This window comes from Mesorhizobium loti (genome assembly GCA_014189435.1).
GTDB lineage: Bacteria > Pseudomonadota > Alphaproteobacteria > Rhizobiales > Rhizobiaceae > Mesorhizobium > Mesorhizobium loti_G.
The window spans coordinates 5,292,039-5,313,874 of sequence record CP050293.1; the positions used below are offsets into that span (position 1 = coordinate 5,292,039).

General features: G+C 64.0%; 20 protein-coding genes. 4 read left to right on the plus strand and 16 right to left on the minus strand.

The window, feature by feature from the left end; all coding sequences use genetic code 11:
- Window positions 1-26: 26 nt before the first annotated feature.
- The 12 genes from ybeY to HB777_25415 form a co-directional block, all read right to left on the minus strand.
- A complete protein-coding gene (gene ybeY, locus HB777_25360) occupies window positions 27-527 on the minus strand; it encodes an rRNA maturation RNase YbeY (protein QND66913.1) in 501 nt (166 codons plus the stop codon).
- A gap of 18 nt (window positions 528-545) precedes the next feature.
- Entirely contained in the window at window positions 546-1,595 is a 1,050-nt protein-coding gene (locus tag HB777_25365) for a PhoH family protein (GenBank protein QND66914.1), read from the minus strand.
- 27 nt (window positions 1,596-1,622) lie between these two features.
- Window positions 1,623-3,044 carry a tRNA (N6-isopentenyl adenosine(37)-C2)-methylthiotransferase MiaB gene (gene miaB / locus HB777_25370; protein ID QND66915.1) on the minus strand — a complete coding sequence of 474 codons (1,422 nt, stop codon included), beginning with the start codon at window positions 3,042-3,044 and terminating at the stop codon, window positions 1,623-1,625.
- Between the two features lie 74 nt (window positions 3,045-3,118).
- Window positions 3,119-3,919 carry a 1-acyl-sn-glycerol-3-phosphate acyltransferase gene (locus HB777_25375; protein ID QND66916.1) on the minus strand — a complete coding sequence of 267 codons (801 nt, stop codon included), beginning with the start codon at window positions 3,917-3,919 and terminating at the stop codon, window positions 3,119-3,121.
- 21 nt (window positions 3,920-3,940) lie between these two features.
- Window positions 3,941-4,435, minus strand: a complete 495-nt coding sequence (gene rimI / locus HB777_25380; GenBank protein ID QND66917.1) for a ribosomal protein S18-alanine N-acetyltransferase — start codon at window positions 4,433-4,435, stop codon at window positions 3,941-3,943.
- On the minus strand, window positions 4,435-5,112 hold the full coding sequence (gene tsaB, locus HB777_25385) for a tRNA (adenosine(37)-N6)-threonylcarbamoyltransferase complex dimerization subunit type 1 TsaB (protein ID QND66918.1): 678 nt from the start codon (window positions 5,110-5,112) through the stop codon (window positions 4,435-4,437). The genes rimI and tsaB overlap by 1 nt, the downstream gene beginning before the upstream one ends.
- A gap of 126 nt (window positions 5,113-5,238) precedes the next feature.
- Window positions 5,239-6,342, minus strand: a complete 1,104-nt coding sequence (locus HB777_25390) for a DUF1513 domain-containing protein (protein ID QND66919.1) — start codon at window positions 6,340-6,342, stop codon at window positions 5,239-5,241.
- A 1-nt stretch (window position 6,343) separates the two neighbouring features.
- Complete coding sequence (locus tag HB777_25395) at window positions 6,344-7,423, minus strand: peptidase M75, Imelysin (GenBank protein ID QND66920.1); 1,080 nt, start codon at window positions 7,421-7,423, stop codon at window positions 6,344-6,346.
- A complete protein-coding gene (locus tag HB777_25400; protein QND66921.1) occupies window positions 7,423-9,024 on the minus strand; it encodes a c-type cytochrome in 1,602 nt (533 codons plus the stop codon). Before HB777_25400 ends, HB777_25395 begins: the two co-directional genes overlap by 1 nt.
- A gap of 12 nt (window positions 9,025-9,036) precedes the next feature.
- On the minus strand, window positions 9,037-9,522 hold the full coding sequence (bfr, locus tag HB777_25405; GenBank protein ID QND66922.1) for a bacterioferritin: 486 nt from the start codon (window positions 9,520-9,522) through the stop codon (window positions 9,037-9,039).
- Window positions 9,488-9,799 (minus strand): (2Fe-2S)-binding protein, encoded by a 312-nt coding sequence (locus HB777_25410; protein QND66923.1) that lies wholly within the window; start codon window positions 9,797-9,799, stop codon window positions 9,488-9,490. Before HB777_25410 ends, bfr begins: the two co-directional genes overlap by 35 nt.
- 114 nt (window positions 9,800-9,913) lie before the next feature.
- Window positions 9,914-11,203, minus strand: a complete 1,290-nt coding sequence (locus HB777_25415; protein QND66924.1) for a peptidase — start codon at window positions 11,201-11,203, stop codon at window positions 9,914-9,916.
- A gap of 434 nt (window positions 11,204-11,637) precedes the next feature.
- On the opposite strand from HB777_25415, the gene HB777_25420 reads away from it, so the two are divergent.
- The gene (locus HB777_25420) at window positions 11,638-12,891 is read left to right on the plus strand and encodes an FAD-dependent oxidoreductase (protein QND66925.1); all 1,254 of its coding nucleotides are present in this window, start codon (window positions 11,638-11,640) and stop codon (window positions 12,889-12,891) included.
- A gap of 123 nt (window positions 12,892-13,014) precedes the next feature.
- Here the strand turns inward: HB777_25420 and HB777_25425 are convergent, their stop codons facing one another.
- Window positions 13,015-14,292 (minus strand): 4-aminobutyrate--2-oxoglutarate transaminase, encoded by a 1,278-nt coding sequence (locus HB777_25425; protein ID QND66926.1) that lies wholly within the window; start codon window positions 14,290-14,292, stop codon window positions 13,015-13,017.
- Window positions 14,293-14,532: 240 nt separating this feature from the next.
- On the opposite strand from HB777_25425, the gene HB777_25430 reads away from it, so the two are divergent.
- From HB777_25430 to HB777_25440, 3 genes are read left to right on the plus strand one after another with little or no spacing between them, the layout of a single operon-like run.
- Window positions 14,533-15,666, plus strand: a complete 1,134-nt coding sequence (locus HB777_25430; GenBank protein ID QND66927.1) for an efflux RND transporter periplasmic adaptor subunit — start codon at window positions 14,533-14,535, stop codon at window positions 15,664-15,666.
- Complete coding sequence (locus HB777_25435; protein ID QND66928.1) at window positions 15,663-16,748, plus strand: efflux RND transporter periplasmic adaptor subunit; 1,086 nt, start codon at window positions 15,663-15,665, stop codon at window positions 16,746-16,748. The genes HB777_25430 and HB777_25435 overlap by 4 nt, the downstream gene beginning before the upstream one ends.
- Window positions 16,745-19,840 (plus strand): efflux RND transporter permease subunit, encoded by a 3,096-nt coding sequence (locus HB777_25440; GenBank protein QND66929.1) that lies wholly within the window; start codon window positions 16,745-16,747, stop codon window positions 19,838-19,840. The genes HB777_25435 and HB777_25440 overlap by 4 nt, the downstream gene beginning before the upstream one ends.
- 12 nt (window positions 19,841-19,852) lie before the next feature.
- Here the strand turns inward: HB777_25440 and HB777_25445 are convergent, their stop codons facing one another.
- From HB777_25445 to HB777_25455, 3 genes are read right to left on the minus strand one after another with little or no spacing between them, the layout of a single operon-like run.
- Window positions 19,853-20,191: a hypothetical protein gene (locus tag HB777_25445; protein ID QND66930.1), complete on the minus strand. Its 339-nt coding sequence runs from the start codon at window positions 20,189-20,191 to the stop codon at window positions 19,853-19,855.
- A 46-nt stretch (window positions 20,192-20,237) separates the two neighbouring features.
- Window positions 20,238-20,987 (minus strand): ABC transporter ATP-binding protein, encoded by a 750-nt coding sequence (locus HB777_25450; protein ID QND66931.1) that lies wholly within the window; start codon window positions 20,985-20,987, stop codon window positions 20,238-20,240.
- Window positions 20,984-21,817 (minus strand): ABC transporter ATP-binding protein, encoded by an 834-nt coding sequence (locus tag HB777_25455; protein ID QND66932.1) that lies wholly within the window; start codon window positions 21,815-21,817, stop codon window positions 20,984-20,986. The genes HB777_25450 and HB777_25455 overlap by 4 nt, the downstream gene beginning before the upstream one ends.
- Window positions 21,818-21,836 lie beyond the last annotated feature (19 nt).

Consider the following 21,836-nt stretch of genomic DNA (forward strand, 5'->3'; position numbering starts at 1 on the left):
GTCGTCCGGTCAATTGTCAGATGTAGTTACGCGTAGGGATCGGGAATGGCAAGCCTTGCGAGCGCTGCGCGTTCGATGGCCTCCATCGCCTCGGCCTCAGTGTCGGTCTCGTGATCGTAGCCCAGCAAGTGCAGCAGGCCGTGGATGACGAGATGGGTGATATGGTTCTCGACAGGCTTGTCTTCCAGTGCCGCTTCACGCGCGACCGTCTCGGCGGCCAGCACGATATCGCCGAGCATCGGCGGCAGCGGGCCGCCTTGCGCCAACGGAAAAGCCGGGAAAGACAAGACGTTGGTCGGTTTGTCCTTGCCGCGCCAGCCGGCGTTGAGGGTACGGATATGGGCATCGTTGGAAAAAACGAGGCTGAGTTCGGAACGGCCCGCCACGCCGGTTTCGGCAAAAGCAGCCGTGACAGCGCGGTCGACCAGCCGCGTCAGGCTTGCCTCATCGGGCCAGTTGCCCGCTTCGACCGATATATCGATGTCGACGGGAACTTTCCCGTCGCCGGATACTATGTCCTCAGGCATGAAGCCGCATCGCCAAGATCAATTCTCGGCGCCGAGGCCGCGCGCCAATTTGGCGTCCCGGTCGTAGGCCCTGACGATTTCCGCCACCAGCGGATGGCGGACCACGTCGCCATCGTTGAAGCGCACGGTGACCGCCCCTGCCACGCCGTCCAGCACCCGCAAGGCTTCGACCAGGCCCGATTTGGTGTTCGAAGGAAGGTCGATCTGGGTCGGATCGCCGGTGACGATCATGCGCGAGTTCTCGCCCAGACGGGTCAGGAACATCTTCATCTGCATCGGCGTGGTGTTCTGCGCCTCGTCGAGGATGACCGCGGCATGCGCCAGCGTGCGGCCGCGCATGAAGGCTAGCGGCGCGATCTCGATCACTTCGGCGGCAATGGCGCGCTCGACCTTATCGGCCGGCATCATGTCGTAAAGCGCATCATAGAGCGGCCGCAGATAGGGATCGACCTTCTCCTTCATGTCGCCCGGCAGGAAGCCGAGCCGTTCGCCGGCCTCGACCGCCGGCCGCGAAAGAATGATGCGCTCGACCATGCCGCGCTCGAGCAGCATCGCCGCATGCGCCACCGCCAGATAGGTCTTGCCGGTGCCGGCCGGGCCGATGCCGAACACCAGTTCCGACCGTTCCAGCGCCCGCATATAGGCGTCCTGGTTGAGCGAACGGGCATAGATCGTCTTCTTGCGGGTGGCGATCTGGGCGGCGGAGACCTTGCCCTTGCGCTCCAGCGTCGGCAGCGTCAGTTGATCGTCGGCGGCGATCGCCATGCGCACGGCGCCATCGACATCGGACTGGCCGATATCGACGCCTTTCTGGAGAATGCCGTAGAGATTGTCGAGCGCACGGCGCGCCTGCTCGGCGGCTGACGCCGAGCCCTTGATGGTCAGTTGGTTGCCGCGCGAGCGGATGTCGACGCCGAGCTTCTGCTCGAGCCTGGCGAGGTTTTCGTCGAACTGACCGTAAAGGGCGCTGGCAAGCTTGTTGTTGTCGAAAGTCAGAACGATGTGCGCCATGTCAGAAGCCCCAGATGCCGGTACCGGGGGCAGGTTCTTCAGCTCTGCTGCGCTCAACCGTCTCTCCTCATCTGCCGAGACCCCTCAGGCCAATTCGGCGAACAGGCTGTTGTAACCTGTCTTCGTGATTCGCACCTGGATAATGTCACCGATTTCGCCGGCCTTTTCATCAACAATAACCGGCTGCAGCCAGGGCGAGCGGCCGACCTTCTGGCCAGCCTGACGGCCGGGCTTCTCGATCAGCGTGTCGATGGTGGTGCCAACGAGGCTCAAGCCGAACTCCTGCTGCTGTTTCACAAGCAAAGCCTGCAGTCGCTGCAGGCGCTCATCCTTGACCGTTTCCGGCACATGATCGGGCATTTCGGCGCCCGGCGTGCCGGGACGCGGCGAATATTTGAACGAGAAGGCCGAGGCGTAATTCACCTGGCGCACCAATTCCATGGTCGCTTCGAAATCGGCTTCCGTCTCGCCGGGAAAGCCGACGATAAAATCGCCGGAAAGCGCGATGTCGGGCCGGGCGGCACGGATGCGGTCGAGCAGCGCCAGATAATCCTTCGCCGTATGCCGGCGATTCATCGCCTTGAGGATGCGGTCGGAGCCGGACTGCACCGGCAGATGCAGATAGGGCATCAATGCCGGCAGATCGCGATGGGCGGCGATGAGCTCGTCATCCATGTCGCGCGGGTGGCTGGTGGTGTAGCGCAGCCGCGCCAGGCCGGGAATTTCGGCGAGCCTGAACAGCAGCCGGCCAAGACCCCACTCCTCGGTCTTGCCCCCTTTGGCCTCGCCCTGGCCGTGCCAGGCATTGACGTTCTGGCCAAGCAGCGTCACTTCGCGCACGCCGGCTTCCGCCAGGCGCTCGGCCTCGGCGACAATCTGCGCCACCGGCCGTGAGACTTCGGAGCCTCTGGTGTACGGCACGACACAGAAGGTGCAAAACTTGTCGCAACCTTCCTGCACGGTGAGGAAGGCGGTGACGCCACGCTTGATGACCTCGGCGCGCTTCGGCTGCGGCAAATGCTCGAACTTGTCCTCGATGGCGTAGTCGGTTTCGACGATCTTTTGGCCGCCGCGCACCCTGGCCAGCACATCGGGCAGCCGGTGATAGGTCTGCGGACCGATGACCAGATCGACGGCCGGCGAACGGCGGATGATCTCGGCGCCTTCGGCCTGCGCCACACAGCCGGCGACGCCGACCAGCATCTCGCGGCCGGCCAAGGCACGTTCGGCCTTCATATCGCGGATACGGCCCAGCTCGGAATAGACCTTTTCGGCCGCCTTCTCCCTGATGTGGCAGGTGTTGAGCAGCACCAGGTCGGCCTCGCCAATGGCGTCGGTCGCGGTGTAGCCGTCGGCGGCCAGCGCATCGGTCATACGCTGTGAATCATAGACGTTCATCTGGCAGCCATAGGTCTTGATGAAGACTTTTTTCGCTGCCGTGGAAAGCACTGCCGGCTGTCCAGCCACAGTGCCGATGTCGTCGCTTTCTATCGTGTTCAAGTCCATCCGGCGGCTTCTAACGCCTTTCCGTGACAAAAAACAGACGATTCTCGGCATGCGCCTGCAGGCGTATGCCGGGGCTAGCGGCTCGGGCTGGGATCGGCGAGCGCTGCCTGCATCATCGCGCGCACCTGGCTTTCCATCAGTTTCGACGTTTCCTTGCGGTTCGAACCCTTGGAAAAGGCGATCGGTTCGCCGAAATGCACCTCGACGTCGAGGGCCCCCTCCGCCAGCAATACCCTGAGATGCGGCATCAAATCCTCGTCGCCGATCCAGGCGGCAAGCGGGCGGTGGCGGCGGCCGAGCGGCACGCCGTGCAGGCGGGTGTAGGCAATCGCCACCGGCTGGATGAACACCTGCTCGGCCGCGCCTTCCGAAATCGCCATCGAGGCGGCGCCGAACAGCGTGCTCTTGAACGGCAGGATGATATTGCCATCGCCGGTCGAGCCTTCGGCAAACAGCACCATCGCATCGCCCTTGGCCATGCGGCTGGCGATCTCGCTTGCCTGGTCGCCCGAGGAACGCTTGCGCTCGCGCTCGATGAACACTGTGCGCTGCAGCTTCGACAGCATGCCGATCAGCGGCCAGCCTTCCATATCGGCTCTGGCGATGAATTTCACATCGGCAAAAGAGCCCAGCACCATGATGTCGGTCCAGGAGATGTGGTTTGAGGCAATCAGCAGCGGGCGCTTGGTCGACAGCGTACCCTTGACATGGATGCGCATGCCGAGCGCCCTGATGATCAGCCTGTGCCAGATCTTGAGGATGACGGTTTCCGGCCACCAGCCGGTCTTCATCGACAGTATCTGCAACGGCACGAGGACCAATGAGCCGGCAACAACGAGGCCCAGCGCCAGGAAAATCCTGATTTTCTTGATCATCGCCCTACCCCGGCCGTCTCGCTAGCGAAGATCGCGGCGCATGACAAGCGCGCCGGTCGGTCCGTGTTCCGGCGATCTGTAGTAATTCGGCCGCTTGCCGACCTCGCGGAAGCCCAGTCGCCGATAAAGCGCAATCGCGGCAACATTGGTCTCGTCGACTTCGAGGAACAGCGCTTCGGCGCGCTGCGCGTGCAGTTCGCGCAACACCGCGTCCATCAATTGCCAGCCCAATCCCTGCCGGCGATGCGATCGCGCCACCGCGACGGTCAATATCTCGCCCTCGCCGGCCGCGAGCCTCGCCAGCACGAAGCCGACGGGCGGCTTGGCGCCCTGTCCGGTTTCACGCGCCGCATAGCCGAACACGGTGTCCTGTTCGAGCAAGGCGGCGAATTCGCCATCGGTCCAGGGGCGGACAAAGTCCTCGCGATGCAGCAGCGAGACCGCGCGGCTGTCGGCGATCCTCAGCGGCTCGAGCGCATAGTCCCGGCGGCGTGGTTGGAGAAAGGGTATGCGCATCAACTCTCTTGCCTTGATAATATGAATCCCGCTTGCGGCTTGGCGTCCGCGCCACGCAGATAGAGCGGTTTCGGCTTTTCGCTTTCCCCCTTCGCGGCAGCCAAGCGGGCGTAAGCAACTATGTCGGCGGTGGCTGTCTGGGGTCCGGTATCGAAGGGGCGCCCGGCTGATGCGGTAATCAGCGCCGCTGCAGTACCGGCAAGCACCGAAGACCTTTCCGTCGCCATCGCCACGACATCAGCCAGTGTGGCCACCGCTGGACCGTAAGTCAAAGCTGACGTTTTATCGTAAAAAGCGGCGTGGATTTCCTCCCGCCCGGCATCTAGCGCTGCCAGAACGGCGCGACCGGGGAATTCCGCCCCTGCTTCAGCGGCCAGCGCCTCGAGCGTCGTCACCCCGATCGCCGGGACCTTCAGCGCCAGCGCAAGGCCACGCGCGGTCGACACGCCGACGCGCAGACCGGTGAAAGAACCGGGGCCGACAGACACGGCAACGGCGCCAAGACCGGCATAGTCGGTTGCACTTGCCTTCAGCGCTTCGGCGATGACCGCCATCAGATGCTCGGCATGGCCCTTGCCGAGATCGAGCACCGAACGGCCAAGCTCCCGCTTCGCCGTCGCGTCATAGACGCAGGCGGCGCAGAGGTTGGCGGCACAGTCGATGGCAAGCAATTTCATGATACGACCGGTTCGAGAAACAATCCCCTGTGCCCGCCACGGCCCGCCACCGCAAGGGGATAGTGCATAATTCGTTAAGCGGCTTCGCTTCGTAGTTCCTTCTCGCCTTGTGGGAGAAGGAGAAGCCTAAGTCTGCTCGATGCGCAGCATGTGGTTGTCCCAGACATAGTCCGGTTCGGAGCGTGTCGCACCGTTGCCCTCGATGATCTCGCCGGCGCCTGTGGTGGCCATGAAGCCGGTTCCGTCGGGCGCCACGCCGCAGACCTCGACCAGCGCGCTGCTCGAGACGATACGGCCGCTGGCTGCATCGATGACGACAAGCGAATTGCCTTCCGGCGAGGAGACGGCGACGGTGCCGGCTGCCGGATTGGCGGCGACCGAGCCTATATAGTTGCGGAAGCCGGACAAAACGTCCTGCGGCATGTCGAGCAGCTGGAGCTCCTTGCCGCGCGTGGCGCGGCCGATCAGCAACGGACGATCGGTACCCGGCCCCCGGTATTGGCAGCCGAACCAGACGGTTCCGGACGGGTCGGCGTCCATGTGGCGGATCGACAGCTGATGCAGTGCGGCCGGCAATTCGTGTTTTTCGATGAGGTCGCCTGTGACGCGGTCTATCAGCGCATAGGATGGCTTCATGGTCGCGATGTTGAGCTCGGCGCGGCCGTAGTCCGGATGGGTCTCGATGCCGCCATTGGCAACCGCGATCGTCCTGCCGTCGCCAAGGAGCAGAAGTTCGTGCGGACCCATGCCATAGGTCGGGAACTCGCCGACACGGCTGAATTTCGCCCGCGCATCGTAGACGCCGACGACGCCAGCGGCGTTGTCGAAGTCGTTTTCGGTGGCATAGAGCAGCGCGCCGTCGACTGAGAATACGCCGTGGCCGAAGAAATGCCGGCCGGCAATGCTGGCGATGGTCAGCGGCGCGTCACGACCCGAATGGTCGAAGACCACAGCGAAGGTGCCGGGCTGGCGCGCGAAGACCACGGACCGTTTCGACACCGGATCGAAAGTGACGTCATGGCCGCGATCGGGCAGGTCGATCGCATGCAGGACCTTGCCGGCCTCGGACAGGACGGCGGCGCCAAAGCTGCCGTCGCGCTTGACGAAGGCGGTGGCGAAGACGGCGTCGGCCGCAAGCGTCGTTGCCCAGGCCGACGGCGCCATCACGGCCATGAAGCCAACGCCAGCAGCTCTCAGGAAATCGCGACGATCGATCAGAGGGGTTTTCAATTCAGTCCCCATCCAGCGAGGAGAAGCCGGCGGTCAGACCGAATTCGGCGGTCAATCTCGTGCCGATCAGGGTCGACAGGCTGGAGGTGATCAGCGCGAAATGGTCGAGTTTGTCACGCAGAGCCGGATCGGCAAGCGCCTTGTCGATTGGACCGCTGACGGCCTTGGCGGTGGCGACACCGTTGACCAGCTGGATATGGATCGAATCGGCCATCCAGCGCGCATCGGCAGGCAGGGCATCGCCAAGCTTCGAGGCCTGGAACAGCGTATCGATGCCGGAGAGATTTCCAGCCAGTGACACGGTGGTGTTTTGCGAGCGCCAGTAAATTGCCTGTTTCGGCTTGTCCGCATCCGGCTTGCCGCCGAAAAACCCTTTCAGGCGCACGTCGCGGACCATTTCCAGCTCATTGATGAAGACACCGACCAGTTCGGTCACTGCTTCGTTGCCGTCGCGGTAGAGCGCGTTCTGGGGCCCCGGACTGGCCCAAAGCGCTGCAAAGCCGTCCGGCTTGTTCCAGGCCGCGCTGGCCTCACCGGCCATGGCTTCGATGTTGCCGGCAACCGCCGCGCCATAAGCGCAGCGATAGCGATCATCCTTGCCTACAAGCGCATCGGCGCCGTCGCCGTAAAGCACGAACTCCAGCGCGCCCAGTCCCTGCATGGCGACGCTCTTGCCGGCCAGCTGTGCCGGATCGGTGGCGGTCGGATCCTTGGCCGACAGTGCCGCCTGCACCTGCTTCAGCCCGATGCTCTTGCGATCCGGCCAGAACAGCATGCGTTCCAGCCGGTTGTCCTCCTTGATCGGCCCAAAGCCGATGATTTCGGCTGACGACCAGGCATAGACGGTGGCGGAGAATTCGGCACGCGCCGCATCAAGCTCGCCTTGCGAGGGCGCGACGCAGAGCTTTCGCATGGATCCGGTCAAGGTTTCAGCATGCTCGTGCAGGCTGGCATAGGCCGGGCGGACAAAGCCATCGATCGCCCGCTGGATGATGTCGGAGGCTTTGACCGCCGCCGACGCCGGGACGGCGCCTAGCAAAGCCAGCGGAAGAACGAGAAACAATGCAGAGCGCTTGAGCATCACAGTGACTCCAGGAATTTGAGCAGCGCATCACGGTCGGCGGCGTTGGCGGCGGCAAAGCGGTCGCGCGCCTTCTGCGCTTCGCCACCATGCCACAGGATGGCCTCGGTCAGGCTGCGCGCGCGCCCGTCATGCAGGAAGAAAGAATTGCCGTTCACCGTCTCGGTCAGGCCGATGCCCCACAGCGGCGGCGTGCGCCAGTCATTGCCGGTCGCATCGCCCACCGCCTGGCCATCAGCCAGATCAGGCCCCATGTCGTGCAGCAGGAAGTCGGAATAGGGCCAGATCAACTGGAAGGCCTGCGCCTTGTTGGGCGTGCCGCGACGGGTAACGAATTTCGGGGTGTGGCAGGCAATGCAGCCGATCTCGTAGAAGACCTTCTTGCCCGTGAGCACTTGCGGTGTGTCGAGGTCACGGCGCGCCGGCACGGCCAGGTTCTGCGAATAGAAGGTAACGAGGTCCATCACCGGCGGCGGCGCCTCGACCGGGCCGAGACGCTGCTGCACGCCGTTCGGCATGGCGAGGCATTTGGCTTGCGCGGCGGTGCAGTCGCCCCAGTGTTTCGGCTCTTCGGGCGTCGAGATGCCGATGTCGCCGGCAAAGGCGTCCGCCGCCTGCTGGCGGATCGACGCGGTCTGCGCTTTCCAGCCGAACCGGCCAAGCGTCAGTTCGCCGCTTTGGCCGTCGCGCACGATGTTCGGCCTGCCGGAAATGCCGTCGCCGTCCCGGTCGTCCGGGTCGGCGCGGACCAGAATGTCCGCCGGTGCGATCTGTTCGATCAGGCCAAGGCCGATCATCGGTGGCGTCAGGCGCGGCGACAGCGTGGTGCGCGGATCGAGCGGTCCATAGGCAGGATCGACAACCGAATAGCTGGGTTTGCGCAGGGAAATCAGTGTGCCGTCGGCCAGCGTCACCTGCCGTTCCTGATAGTCGACATGCATCCTGCCTTCGCCGCGCAGGCCGGGGACGGCCAGTTCCTGCAACTGCGTGCCGTAGACCGGATCGGGGAAGTTGAGCGCCTTGTGGTCGGCAAGCTCGGCTTTCTCCTCCTCGCTGCCGGCGTCACGGGCCAGCCGCAGGAACATCGAAGTCGTGCCGGCGTCGCCTTGCGGCGGACGCCCGCGGCCATCCTTCAGATGACAGTTCTGGCAGGCGCGTTCGTTGAACAGCGGGCCGAGCCCGTCCGACGCCTGCGTCGAGGAAGGCGACGACACCCAGTTCTTGCGGAAAAGGGCATTGCCGAGCTTGAAGTCGCCCTCTTCCTCGAAGGTGATGTTGGCCGAGGGTTGAGAGAAAGAATCGCGGCTGACGTCCTTCCTGGACGTGCCGGCGCCACCCTGCATCCGTTCGAACTGCTCGGGCTTGGAAAAATCAGTGGTCGGCCTGGTGATGGCGGTGACGCGCGCCTGATCCTTTGGATTGAGGTCGGTGCGCGTGGTGGCGAGGCCGGCAGGCTGAAGGTCACCAGCCATCGCGGAAGAGGTGAGCGCCACCACGAGGACGACACAGCGCCGACGCGCCAATCTGGCCGGCGTCTTCTCGAGGGGCGGCGAGCCATCGGCCCGCCGCGAGCGGCGCACGAACTCTAGCAGGCGCCGCATTCCCGCATGCCCTTACTCCGCCTCGTCCGCCGATGCGGCGTTGAGCTGGCCGTATTTTTCCTCGCCGATCGACGCAAGCAGGTCGAGTTGCGTCTCGAGGAAGTCGATGTGACCCTCTTCGTCAGCCAGCAATTCCTCGAACAGCTTCATCGTCACGTAGTCGCCGGCTTCGTTGCAGATTTCGCGCGAGCGCTTGTAGGCTGTACGCGCGTCATATTCGCCTGCCAGATCGGATTCGAGCACTTCCTTGACATTCTGCCCGATGCGCAGCGGCGCCACGGACTGCAGGTTCGGATGGCCTTCAAGAAAGATGATGCGGGCCACGAGCCTGTCGGCATGGTGCATCTCCTCGATCGATTCCGCGCGCTCCTTCTTGGCCAGCTTGGCGTATCCCCAATCCTCGAGCAGACGGAAATGCACCCAATACTGGTTGACGGCGCCGAGCTCCAGAAAAAGAGCCTCGTTAAGCCGCTCGATGATCTGCTTTTCGCCTTTCATGGGTTCTGCTCCCGTATTGGACGCGCAGGCCTCTGACGCGATCCAGATGTGAAACGACATCCACGCCGCTCGCCTCCGAGCGGGCGTGGTAATTTTCGGTGACCCGAATGATCGTTTCGACCACATTTGGGAAGCAGCCGCAACAGCGACCGCGCTTTTGCATGGCATGATAGACCTTCGCCGGCACGATCAGCTGCCAGGGATCCTGGTCCAGCAGCCCGATGATCGTCTGCTCGATCTCCTTCTCCGTGATGATATTGCAATGGCAGATCAGCATCAGTTTGCTCGGATGGCTGACGGCGCCTCCAGCGCCGTGTGGCTTGATTTCTTAACCAGAGCCCATTGCGAAGCCGATTGTCCAGCTCCGGATCAGGCTCCAGCCTTTCGACGGCTACTTGAACACCTTGTCGGGCGCGTCGAGACTGTCGGACCCTTCGAAGGCGATGGTGCTCAGCTTCAACGAGCCAACGGCGCGTTCGATCGACTTGGTCTGGTCGATCAGCGCGTCGATCGCTGCCTGCACGGTAGCGTTGCCTTGCGTGTTGCCCTCGGCGATCTGCTGGTCATAGGCCTCGCCGGCCAGTGCCCGTGCCTTGATCGCTTCCATCTTGGCGACGGTGACATCGAGTTTGTCAGACAGTTCCTTGTCGATCGCCGGATCGGCTGCCTTCACCATGTCGTGCACCGATGGACCCGAAACGACGGTGCCGTCAAGCCTGGTGTAGCTGGCATGATAGGCGGCGCGGATGCCGACGGCGTCGTAAAGATGCGAGTTGTAGGTGTTGTCGGAGAAGCAGTCATGCTCCTCTTCCGGGTCATGCAGCAGAAGGCCGAGCTTCATGCGCTCGCCGGCCAGTTCGCCATAGGACAGCGAGCCCATGCCGGTGAAGATGATCGAGATGGCGGTGTTCGGCTCGCCATCGACGAGGTTTTTGCGTGCGGCGCCGTCCTCCTTCCAGTCGTTGACCATCTTCTGCAAGTCGGAGACCAGAAGGTCAGTCGCCGATTTCAGATACTGGGCGCGGCGGTCGCAATTGCCGCCGGTGCAGTTCTTGAGATCATAGTCCGTGGAGGGCCGCTCGCCGGCGCCCGGACCGGTGCCATGCAGATCCTGGCCCCAGAGCAGGAATTCGATGGCGTGATAGCCGGTGGCGACGTTGGCTTCGATGCCGCCGGCTTGCTGCAGCGTGCCGGACAGGAATTCCGGCGAAAGCGTCGAGGCATCGACCTTCTTGCCGTTGATCTCGATCTCCTTGTTGGCAATCACATTGGCCGTATAGAGCGAATTCGCGTCCGATTCAGTGCCGTAGCTCTTGGCGACGTAGTCGATCAGGCCTTCGTCCAGCGGCCAGGAATTCACCTCGCCTTCCCAGTCGTCGACGATCTTGTTGCCGAAACGGTAGACTTCGGTCTGCTGATAGGGAACGCGCGATGCCTTCCATGCCTCGCGGGCAGCGTTGAGGGTTTCCACCGATGGCGTGGCGAGCAATGCGTCGACCGCCTTGTCGAGCGCCTGCGCCGTGGTCAGCGAATCCTCGTATTTGGCCAGCCCGATGTCGGAATAGGTCTTGATGACCGCCTTCACGTCGGTTTCCGCCTTTGCCGGCAACACGAACACCGCCGCCGTCAGCAGGGCCGTGGCGCCGATCGCGGCAAACCTGCCGCCATATCGTGCTGTCATAATCGCTCTCCAGTTTCTCGGAATTTCTGTAAACGGCGCGCGTGGCAGCGAGCGCCACGCCATAGGCATGCCATTGGGCGCAAGAGATGCCGCGCCATGGCGCGGTTCGCGGAAGAAAGACACCAAAATGCCTCCAATCGAAAGGGTTCAAGGCCCAGACATTAAAGGGATGCGCTGACGCGCGAGCTTCCATAAAGCTGCGACATCGTCGGATGTCAATGACAATCCGCAAGAAAAGTCAATTGAAACAACAGTTTAGAATTATTCTAAACTACGACTGTCAACTTTACGCCGCTTCCTGCACCGGTCTTGCATCCGAACTGTCCGATTGACAGCCGCCATTCCGGGTGCGACCCGCAAAAGCTCGCTTGCGGCGGCGCCAGACAATCGCCACTTGGCGAGACATCCTAGGATAGAAGCGGGATCGGAATGCGATGAAGAACGGTGTGGTCATTGTCGGCGCGGGTCATGCGGGCGTGCAAGCGGCCGCCAGTCTGCGCGAGGACGGCTATGACGGGCCGGTGATCCTCGTCGGTGACGAGAACGAGTTGCCCTACCACAAGCCGCCGCTGTCGAAGACCTTCATCAAGGATGCCGAGGCCAAACCGCAACCCTTGCGTGGCGAGGCCTTCTACACCGGCAGCGCCATCGACTACCGGCCGGGCGTCAGGATCGATCGCATCGATACCGGACGCCGCAGCCTGGAGATATCAGGCGGCGGCGCGCTTGCTTTTGATCACCTGATCCTGGCGACCGGCTCGCGCCCGCGCACCCTACCGTTGCCCGGCTCGGACCTGTCCGGCGTGCTGTCGCTGCGCTCGCTGGCCGATGCGCGGCTGATCCGCGAGCTCAGCGCGCAGAGCGACGAGGTCGTCATCCTCGGCGGCGGCTTCATTGGGCTGGAGATCGCAGCCACCCTGAGGGCCGCCGGCCGCACGGTGACAGTCGTCGAAGCGGTGGACCGGCTGCTGGGCCGTGCGGTGGCGCCGATCGTGGCGAGCCACGTCCGGCAACGGCTGGAAGCGACAGGCGTACGCATCCTCACCGGCACCTCGATCGTCAGGCTCGAAGGCGAGAACGGCCATGTGGTGGCCGCGATCACCTCGTCGGGCGAAAGACTGCCGGCGCGCATGGTCATCGTCGGCATCGGCGCCGTACCGAATGTCGAACTGGCTCAATCCGCAGGCCTCAGCATCGCCAATGGCATCCGCGTCGACCACCAGATGCGCACTTCGGTGCCGGAGATTCTCGCCATCGGCGATGCCGCCTCTTACCGACACTGGTTCACCGGCGGCGACGTGCGGCTGGAATCGGTGCAAAACGCCACCGATCAGGCGCGGCTTGCCGCGCGCACGATATCAGGCCATGCAGACGCCTATTCGGCGGTGCCATGGTTCTGGTCCGATATCGGCGACATGAAATTGCAGATGGTCGGCCTGACCGCCGGCGGCGACAGCCATGTCGTGCTGGGCGACCTGCCCGACAACAAATTCTCGATCTACCACTATGCCGGCGACCGGCTGCTCGGCATCGAATCGGTCAACCGTCCAGGCGACCACATGCTTGGCCGCAAGATGCTCGGCGCCGGCTTCTCGCCGACGCCGGAAACGGTGGCCATGGGTCCCGAAGGGCTGAAAGCGGCACTGGCCGCGTTTCAGGAAAACGTGCCGGCCAGGGCGGCGGGTTAGCAGGATGCCTACCCTCCCCCTTGTGGGGAGGGTCGATGCGAAGCATCGGGGTGGGGTCTGCGCGAGGCCCCCCACCCGGACCTCCGGTCCGACCTCCCCACAAGGGGGAGGTGGGGGTTTGCGCTACGCAGCGCAGACTTCGCGGATCGAGCTTTCCAGGATGTCGAGCGCCTCGTTCATGACGCTGTCCTGGATGGTGATCGGCGCTAGGAAGCGGATGACGTTGCCATAGACGCCGCAGGTCAGCAGGATCAGGCCCTTGTCGAGCGCCTTCAGCCGGATCGCGTTGGCGATCTCGGCCGACGGCAGGCCCTTCTTGACGTCGTTGAATTCGACCGCGTTCATGAAGCCGAGACCCCTGATGTCGACGATCTCGGGCACGTCATCGCGGATCGACTGCAGCCGCTGCTTCAGCCTTGCACCCAGCGTGTTGGCGCGGTCGCAGAGCTTTTCGTCATCGATCACGTCGAGCACGGCGTGGGCGGCGGCGACACCGATCGGGCTGCCGCCATAGGTGCCGCCGAGCCCGCCCGGGCCGGGCGCATCCATGATTTCGGCGCGGCCGGTGACCGCGGCCAGCGGGAAACCGCCGGCCAGGCTCTTGGCCATGGTGGTGATGTCGGCGGCCACCTCATGGTGATCCATCGCGAACATCTTGCCGGTGCGGGCAAAGCCGGTCTGCACTTCGTCGGCGATCAGCAGCATGCCGTGCTGGTCGCAAAGCTTGCGCAGCGCAACCAGGAAGTCACGCGGCGCCTCGTAGAAGCCGCCCTCGCCCTGAACCGGCTCGATGATGATGGCGGCGACGCGGGCCGGGTCGACATCGGCCTTGAACAGCCGGTCGAGTGCGGCCAGCGAATCGGCGACCGAAACGCCGTGCAGCGGCACCGGGAACGGAGCGTGGTAGACGTCGCCCGGCATGGCGCCGAAGCCGACCTTGTAGGGCACGACCTTGCCGGTCAGCGCCATGCCCATGAAGGTGCGGCCATGGAAGCCGCCGGCGAAGGCGATGACCGCCGGGCGGCCGGTGGCGTTGCGGGCGATCTTGATGGCGTTCTCGACCGCCTCGGCGCCGGTGGTGACGAAGATCGTCTTCTTCTCGAACTTGCCGGGCAACATGCCGTTCAGCCGTTCGGCCAGCCGCACATAGCTCTCATAGGGCACCACCTGGTGGCAGGTGTGGGTGAAGCGGTCGAGCTGCGCCTTGACCGCCTCGATCACCTTGGGGTGGCGATGACCGGTGTTGACGACGGCGATACCCGACGAGAAATCGATGTAGCGGCGGCCTTCGACATCCCAGATCTCCGAATTTTCAGCCCGGTCGGCATAGATCTGCGTGGTCATGCCGACGCCGCGCGAGATCGACTGGTTCTTGCGTTCGGAAATGGCTGAATTCTTCATGATATCCTCATCGGGCCGGCGCCCGTTCTTGTTTGATGCCGCTGACACGTCTTCTGACCTTATTTCACGTTTTCCTCAAGTCGGCACCACCGGTAGGCGATTGGGCCTGCGATCCCGGCGCCACCTTAACCAGTCGCTCGATACGCGTACGAGAGAGGTTTTCTTTTTCAAGGGATCGACTATCTTCCAGACGTCCGCGAGGCTCCGCAGTGGGAGCGTCCCACGCAGGCAGGGGAAGCCATGAGCAGGAACGCGACATCGTCCGCCTTGCAACCATCGCCCTCCAGCCTTTTGCCATTTCGAACCACCCCAATCCTTGTCTGCGCGATTGCGAGCCTGCTTCTTGCCGGTTGCCAGAAGCAGGAAGCGGCCGAGCACAAGCTGCCGATCATGGTGCGCACCGAAACGGTAGCGCTGGCCGACTATGCGCCGAGGACCTCGCTGACCGGCGTGATCGCGGCGCGCACGCTGAACAATCTGTCGTTCCGTGTCGGCGGCCGCGTCGCCGAGCGGCTCGTCGATGTCGGCCAGCATGTCGACCCAGGTGCGGTGCTTGCCCGCATCGACCCGCAGGAGCAGGAATCCGATCTGCGCTCCGCACAGGCCGATCTCGACGCAGCACAAGCGCAACTGACCCAGTCCGCCGCTGCCTTCGAGCGGCAGAAGACGCTGCTTGCCCAGGGGTTTACCACCAGGCGCGACTATGATGCGGCCGACCAGGCGCGGAAGGTGGCGCAAGGCAGTGTCGACCAAGCGCAAAGCGCACTCTCCAACGCCAGGGAGAATCTGTCCTTCACCGAACTCAAGGCGGGCGCCGCCGGCGTCATCACCGCCCGCCAGGTCGAAGCCGGGCAAGTGGTACAGGCGGCACAGACCGTCTTCACCGTGGCCGAGGACGGAGACCGCGACGCGGTGTTCAATGTCCAGGAAACGCTGGTCGCCAAAACAGCGCCAACGCCGTCGGTGACGATCACGCTGTTGGCCGACCCGCAGGTCAAGGCCATGGGCAAGGTGCGCGAAATTGCGCCGGCGGTCGATCCGGCTTCGGGTTCGATCCGGGTCAAGATCGCCATTCCTGACACGCCCGCAGGCATGCCGCTGGGCGCGGCGGTCATCGGCTCGGTCAGCGCCCAGCCGTCGAAAGCCGTCATTCTGCCCTGGCAAGCGTTGACATCGAGCGAAGGCAAGCCGGCCGTCTGGGTTGTTGACCCCTCGTCCAAGGCAGTGACGTCGACACTGGTCAATGTGCTGGCCTTCGATTCCGGTGTCGTCGTCGTCGACAAGGGGCTTGAGGCCGGGCAAAGCGTCGTCACATCAGGAGGCCAACTGCTCAGCCCGGGACAGACGGTCGAGATTTCGGGAGCCGGACAATGAGATTGCCGCGCATCCTGCTTTTTGTGCCTGCCCTCACTGCACTGGTGACGCTCGCTGCCTGTTCGAAGTCGGATGAAAAGCCGCCCGAGATCATCCGGCCGGTGCTGTCGATGGTGATCGAGCCGCGGACGTCGCAGACCTTCGGCTTCGCCGGCTCCATCGAGCCGCAGGTCAGCGCCGATCTCGCCTTCCGCCTGCTCGGCCGCGTCGTCTCGCGCGACGTCAAGGTCGGCGACATTGTCAGCAAGGGAACCACGATCGCCACGCTCGATCCGACGGCGTTGGAACTTGCCGTGCAGGCGGCGAAGGCCGAACTCTCCAACGCTGAGGCGCAATTCACCAATGCCGCCGCCAGCGAGGACCGCCAACGTCAATTGCTTGCCGCCGCCAACACCTCGCAGGCCGTCTTCGAAGCCGCGCAACAGGCCAGGCAAGCCGCCGAAGCCGGCGTCGAACGGGCCAAGGCCGCACTGTCAAAATCGCAAGAGCAGCTTGGCTATGCGAGGCTGTTCTCGGACTTCGACGGCGTCGTCACCGCTACCGGCGCCGAAGTCGGCCAGACGGTCTCTCCCGGCCTGACCATCGTCACCGTGGCGCGCTCGGACCTGCGCGAAGCGGTGGTCGACATTCCCGACCAGCTGATCGGCGACCTTGCCGTCGGCACGCCCTTCGAGGTCATCCTGCAATCGCTGCCGTCTATCGAGACTGAAGCGACGCTGCGCGAGATCGCGCCGCAGGCCGACAGCTCGACCCGCAGCCGCCGCGTCCGGCTGACGCTCACCGACCCGCCGCAGGCCTTCCGGCTCGGCTCGACGGTGACCGCGACACGGGTGGCGAAAGTCGCGCCTACGATCGAGCTGCCGCTGTCGGCGCTGCTGCAGAAGAACGGCGGCGACAAGGTCTGGATCGTCGACGAAAAGACATCGAGCGTCTCCACGCGCGACATCAAGATTGCATCGAAGGGTGGCGCCAGCTTCATTGTCGCCGAAGGGCTCGAAGCGGGCATGCGCGTCGTCACCGCCGGCGTCCACAGCCTGGTTGAGGGCCAGAAGGTCAAGATCCCGCAAGGAAGGGCGACATGAAGGGGTTCAACCTCTCGGACTGGGCGCTCAACCACCGGTCGCTGGTCTGGTACTTCATGCTGGTCTTCGTCGTTGCCGGCATCTTTGCCTACCTCAATCTCGGCCGCGAGGAAGACCCTCCCTTCACCATCAAGACCATGGTCATCCAGGCCAACTGGCCGGGCGCATCGGTCAACGAGACGGTGCGGCAAGTTACCGACCGCATCGAGAAGAAACTGGAGGAACTGGACAGTCTCGACTTCACCCGCTCGGTCACCACCGCTGGCAAGACCGTCATCTTCGTCAACCTGAAGGACACCACCAAGGCGCGCGATGTCGTGCCGAACTGGACTCAGGTGCGCAACATGGTCAACGACATCCAGGCGCAGTTTCCGCAAGGCGTGCAGGGGCCGTTCTTCAACGATCGCTTCGGCGACGTCTATGGCAATATCTACGCCTTCACCTCGGACGGGCTGACGCCGCGCCAGCTGCGCGATTATGTCGAGGATGTCAGGACGAGGATCCTGACCGTGCCCAACGCCGGCAAGGTCGATCTGGTCGGCGACCAGGACGAAGCCATCTATCTCGAATTCTCGACCCGCCAGATCGCTGCACTTGGTCTCAACCAGCAAGCGATCGTGGCCAGCCTGCAGGCGCAGAACGCCATAACGCCGTCGGGCGTCGTCGAATCCGGACCCGAGCGCGTCAGCGTCCGGGTCGGTGGCCAGTTCACCTCCGAGGACAGCCTGCGCGGCATCAATCTGCGCGTCAACGACCGCTTTTTCCGGCTGAGCGATGTGGCAACGATCCGGCGCGGCTATGCCGATCCGCCGACGGCGCTGTTCCGCTTCAACGGCCAGGACGCCATCGGGCTTGCCATCGGCATGAAGCCCAACGCCAATCTGCTCGAATTCGGCGCCGCACTTGAGAAGAAAATGAACGAGGTGCTGGCCGACCTGCCGGTCGGCGTCGGTGTGCATCTGGTCGCCGATCAGCCGGTGATCGTGGAGGAAGCGGTTTCGGGCTTCACCCGGGCGCTGGCCGAGGCGGTCGCCATCGTGCTGGCCGTGTCCTTCATCAGCCTCGGCATGCGCGCCGGCTTCGTCGTGGCGCTGTCGATCCCGCTGGTTCTGGCCATCACTTTCACGGTCATGGCCTATCTCGGCATCTCGCTGCAGCGCATCTCGCTGGGGGCACTGATCATCGCGCTCGGGCTGCTGGTCGACGACGCGATGATCGCCGTCGAGATGATGGTGGCGCGGCTGGAGGTCGGTGACAATCTGCGCAAGGCAGCGACCTATGTCTACACCTCGACCGCGTTCCCGATGCTGACCGGCACGCTGGTGACCGTCGCCGGCTTCATCCCGATCGGCCTCAACAACAGCCCCGCCGGTGAATACACTTTTACGCTGTTCGTCGTCATTGCCGTGTCGCTTCTGGTGTCGTGGATCGTGGCGGTGCTGTTCGCGCCGCTGCTCGGCGTCACCATCCTGCCGGCGACGATGAAACAAAAGCATCACGACAAGCCTGGCCGCTTCACCACCCTGTTCAGGCGCGTGCTGCTCGGCTCTGTGCGCCATCACTGGCTGACCATCATCGCCACCGTGCTGTTGTTTGCCGGCTCGATAGCCGGCTTCGGCCTCGTCCAGCAGCAGTTCTTTCCGCCGTCGGATCGGCCGGAGTTGATTGTCGACTGGAATCTGCCGCAGAACTCGTCGGTCACCGAGACCCGCGACCAGATCGAGCGTTTCGAGCAGCGAGCGCTGACCGGCAATCCCGATATCGACCATTTCAGTTCCTATATCGGCCAGGGTGCGGTGCGTTTCGTGCTCACCTTCGACGTACAGCCGGCCAATCCCTATTTCGGCCAGACGGTCATCGTCACCAAGAGCATCGAGGCGCGCAATCGGCTGAAGCCTGTGCTGGAGAAGCTGCTGCGCGAGGAATTCGTCGGCACCGACGCCTTCGTCAAGCCGCTCGAACTCGGACCGCCGGTCGGGCGTCCGGTACAGTACCGCGTCGGCGGCCCCGATATCCAGACGGTGCGCGAGCTGGCGCAGCAATTCGCCGGCCTGATTTCGGTCAATCCGAAGCTGGCGGCGTCGACCTTCGACTGGAACGAACCGCAGCGCGTGCTCAGGGTCGACGTGCTGCAGGACAAGGCGCGCCAGCTCGGCATCACCTCCTCCGATATCGCCAGCGCGCTGAACAGCACGGTCGGCGGCGCCACCATCACCCAGGTGCGCGACGCCACCTATCTGATCAACGTCATTGCGCGCTCGCGCGGGGCCGAACGCGGCTCGATCGATACGCTGCAGAACCTCCAGCTGCCAACCGGCAACGGTGAGGCGATCCCGCTCGCGGCGGTGGCGAACTTCCGCTACGACCTCGAACAGCCGACGGTGTGGCGGCGTAACCGCATTCCGACGATCACCGTGCGCGCCGGGCTGGTTGGCGATGTGCTGCCGGCCACCGTCGTCAACGAGCTGAAGCCATCGGTCGACGCCTTCATCGCCAAGCTGCCGCCGGGCTATTCAGTCCAGACCGCGGGCTCGGTCGAGGAGAGCGCCAAAAGCCAGGGACCTATCGCCGCGGTGGTGCCGCTGATGCTGTTCGTCATGGCGACCATCCTGATGATCCAGCTGCAAAGCTTCCAGCGCCTGTTCCTGGTCGTGGCGGTGGCGCCGCTCGGCCTGATCGGCGTGGTGGCCGCACTGGTGCCCAGCGGGGCGCCGCTTGGGTTCGTCGCCATTCTCGGCGTGCTGGCGCTGATCGGCATCCTGATCCGCAACTCGGTCATCCTGATCGTGCAGATCGAGGACCTCGTCGCCGAAGGCAAGGACCGCTGGGCCGCCGTCATCGAGGCGACGGAACACCGCATGCGGCCGATCGCGCTGACGGCGGCGGCCGCCAGCCTGGCGCTGATCCCGATCGCACGCGAAGTGTTCTGGGGGCCGATGGCCTATGCCATGATGGGCGGCATCATCGCCGGCACGGCGATCACGCTGCTGTTCCTGCCGGCGCTTTATGTGACGTGGTTCAGGATCAAGGAGCCGAAAGCCCAGGAAGAGCCACCCGTGGAGAGCGGCGAACCGGTGCAAGCTCAGACTTAAGGCTTTGCCGGGTCATTCGTTGTCGTTGGAGGGTACGGGGCGTGACTTGGCGCGCCGCCATGGCGACGATTTCGAGGCGCGCCAAGCATGCCAACCTTTTGGCAAATCGGCCAACTCCAGGATGGTCTCATCCCACCGTACCACCTCTTGCAGGCCGACGAGCATTATGTCGCCGTCATCCACAGGTCCGGGTTCGCTGTTGTGGAATTGCCAACTGCCACCTTCGTCGTTGTAGCTGTCGTCGTCGTCATCTTCATGCACAACGTATGCGATCCAGTCGCCACGTTTAAATATGCTCTTGTCCGAGAACACTGCGAGATTGGGCGGATCCGCAAACTTCCATTCCTCCATAGGAATTCCCCAAGATGGTTGTTCGGCGCAAAACGAGAAAACGAATTCAGGCGGTTCTCACAAACCCGTCGCTGGCCCGCAACAGGTTGCGCGTATAGTCCTTGGTCACGCGACGTTCGACGAGATCGGCCGCCGCCAGATTCTCCACCGCCTCGCCGCTTTGCATCACCATCAGCCGCTCGCACATATGGGTGATGATGGCGAGGTCGTGACTGACCATCAGGAAGGTCAGCTTGCGCCGCCGGCGGATCTCTTCCAGCAGATTGAGCACCTCCGCCTGCACCGAGGCGTCGAGCGCCGAGGTCGGCTCGTCGAGCAGCAGGATCGACGGTTCGAGGATCAAGGCACGCGCGATCGCCACGCGCTGGCGTTGGCCGCCCGACAATTGGTGCGAGTAGCGGAAGCGAAAACCGTTGCCGAGGCCGACCTCGTCGAGCGCCCGCTGGATGCGCTTTTCGCCATCGGCAAAGCCATGGATGGCAAGCGGCTCCTGCAATAGGCGGTCGACGGTCTGGCGTGGGTGCAGCGAACCGTACGGATCCTGGAAGACCATCTGCACTTCGCGGTAGAAAGCCTTGTCACGGCGGGTGCCGAGCGTCTTGCCATTGACGGTGATACTGCCCGATGCGACCGGCGCAAGGCCGGCGATGGCCCTGAGCAGCGTCGATTTGCCGGAGCCGGATTCGCCGACCAGGCCGAAAGATTCGCCCGGCTGCACGTCGAGGCCGACGCCCTTCAGCGCGCGAAAACGGTCGAAGATCACTTCCAGCCTGTCGACGGCGATCGCAGAAGTCATGCCGCCCACTCCGGCTTGCGGTCGAGCACCGGCAGCGGGTGACGGTCGGCGCCGATCTTGGGCATGCAGTTGAGCAGGCCGCGCGTGTAGGGATGCTGGGCGCGGCCGAGTTCCGAAGCCTTGAGCTGCTCGACCACCTTGCCGGCATACATGACGATGACGCGGTCGCAGAAGGACGAGACCAGGCGCAGATCATGCGAGATGAAGATCAGCCCCATGCCGCGCTCGCTGACCAGCCGGTCGAGAATGCCGAGCACGTCGAGCTGCACAGTGACGTCGAGCGCCGAGGTCGGCTCGTCGGCAATCATCATTTCCGGCCCGGCGATCAGCATCATGGCGATCATGGCGCGCTGACCCATGCCTCCGGACACCTCATGCGGATGCAGGTCGAAGACGCGAGAGGGATCACGGATCTGCACCGCCTCCAGCATCGCCAGCGCGCGGTCGCGCGCCTCGGCTTTGCCGACCTTTTCATGGGTGCGCAGCGTCTCGACGATCTGGCGGCCGATGCTCATCACCGGGTCGAGCGAGTATTTTGGATCCTGCAGGATCATGGCGATGCGTTTGCCACGCAGCTTCCGGCGTTCGCGTGGCGAGACGTTGAGCAGGTCGATGCCGTCGAAGGCGAGCTTGTTGGCCGATATCCGCGCCTGCGGCGGCGTCAGGCCCATGATGGCACGGCCGGTCTGCGACTTGCCCGAGCCGGACTCGCCGACGATGCCGAGCCGTTCGCGGCCGAGCGAGAAGGAGACGCCGCGCACCGCCTCGATCAACCCGGTGCGGGTCGGGAAAGTGACGCGCAGATCGTCGACATCGAGCAGAGCGCTCATTGATTTCTGCTGATTGGGG

What these genes read in the sequence shown, in the direction of transcription:
- ybeY (QND66913.1), bottom strand. Translation starts at nt 527, where the DNA reads ATGCCTGAGGACATAGTATCCGGCGACGGGAAAGTTCCCGTCGACATC.
- miaB (QND66915.1), bottom strand. Translation starts at nt 3,044, where the DNA reads ATGGACTTGAACACGATAGAAAGCGACGACATCGGCACTGTGGCTGGA.
- HB777_25375 (QND66916.1), bottom strand. Translation starts at nt 3,919, where the DNA reads ATGATCAAGAAAATCAGGATTTTCCTGGCGCTGGGCCTCGTTGTTGCC.
- rimI (QND66917.1), bottom strand. Translation starts at nt 4,435, where the DNA reads ATGCGCATACCCTTTCTCCAACCACGCCGCCGGGACTATGCGCTCGAG.
- tsaB (QND66918.1), bottom strand. Translation starts at nt 5,112, where the DNA reads ATGAAATTGCTTGCCATCGACTGTGCCGCCAACCTCTGCGCCGCCTGC.
- HB777_25395 (QND66920.1), bottom strand. Translation starts at nt 7,423, where the DNA reads ATGCTCAAGCGCTCTGCATTGTTTCTCGTTCTTCCGCTGGCTTTGCTA.
- HB777_25400 (QND66921.1), bottom strand. Translation starts at nt 9,024, where the DNA reads ATGCGGCGCCTGCTAGAGTTCGTGCGCCGCTCGCGGCGGGCCGATGGC.
- bfr (QND66922.1), bottom strand. Translation starts at nt 9,522, where the DNA reads ATGAAAGGCGAAAAGCAGATCATCGAGCGGCTTAACGAGGCTCTTTTT.
- HB777_25410 (QND66923.1), bottom strand. Translation starts at nt 9,799, where the DNA reads ATGCTGATCTGCCATTGCAATATCATCACGGAGAAGGAGATCGAGCAG.
- HB777_25415 (QND66924.1), bottom strand. Translation starts at nt 11,203, where the DNA reads ATGACAGCACGATATGGCGGCAGGTTTGCCGCGATCGGCGCCACGGCC.
- HB777_25420 (QND66925.1), top strand. Translation starts at nt 11,638, where the DNA reads ATGAAGAACGGTGTGGTCATTGTCGGCGCGGGTCATGCGGGCGTGCAA.
- HB777_25425 (QND66926.1), bottom strand. Translation starts at nt 14,292, where the DNA reads ATGAAGAATTCAGCCATTTCCGAACGCAAGAACCAGTCGATCTCGCGC.
- HB777_25430 (QND66927.1), top strand. Translation starts at nt 14,533, where the DNA reads ATGAGCAGGAACGCGACATCGTCCGCCTTGCAACCATCGCCCTCCAGC.
- HB777_25435 (QND66928.1), top strand. Translation starts at nt 15,663, where the DNA reads ATGAGATTGCCGCGCATCCTGCTTTTTGTGCCTGCCCTCACTGCACTG.
- HB777_25440 (QND66929.1), top strand. Translation starts at nt 16,745, where the DNA reads ATGAAGGGGTTCAACCTCTCGGACTGGGCGCTCAACCACCGGTCGCTG.
- HB777_25445 (QND66930.1), bottom strand. Translation starts at nt 20,191, where the DNA reads ATGGAGGAATGGAAGTTTGCGGATCCGCCCAATCTCGCAGTGTTCTCG.
- HB777_25450 (QND66931.1), bottom strand. Translation starts at nt 20,987, where the DNA reads ATGACTTCTGCGATCGCCGTCGACAGGCTGGAAGTGATCTTCGACCGT.
- HB777_25455 (QND66932.1), bottom strand. Translation starts at nt 21,817, where the DNA reads ATGAGCGCTCTGCTCGATGTCGACGATCTGCGCGTCACTTTCCCGACC.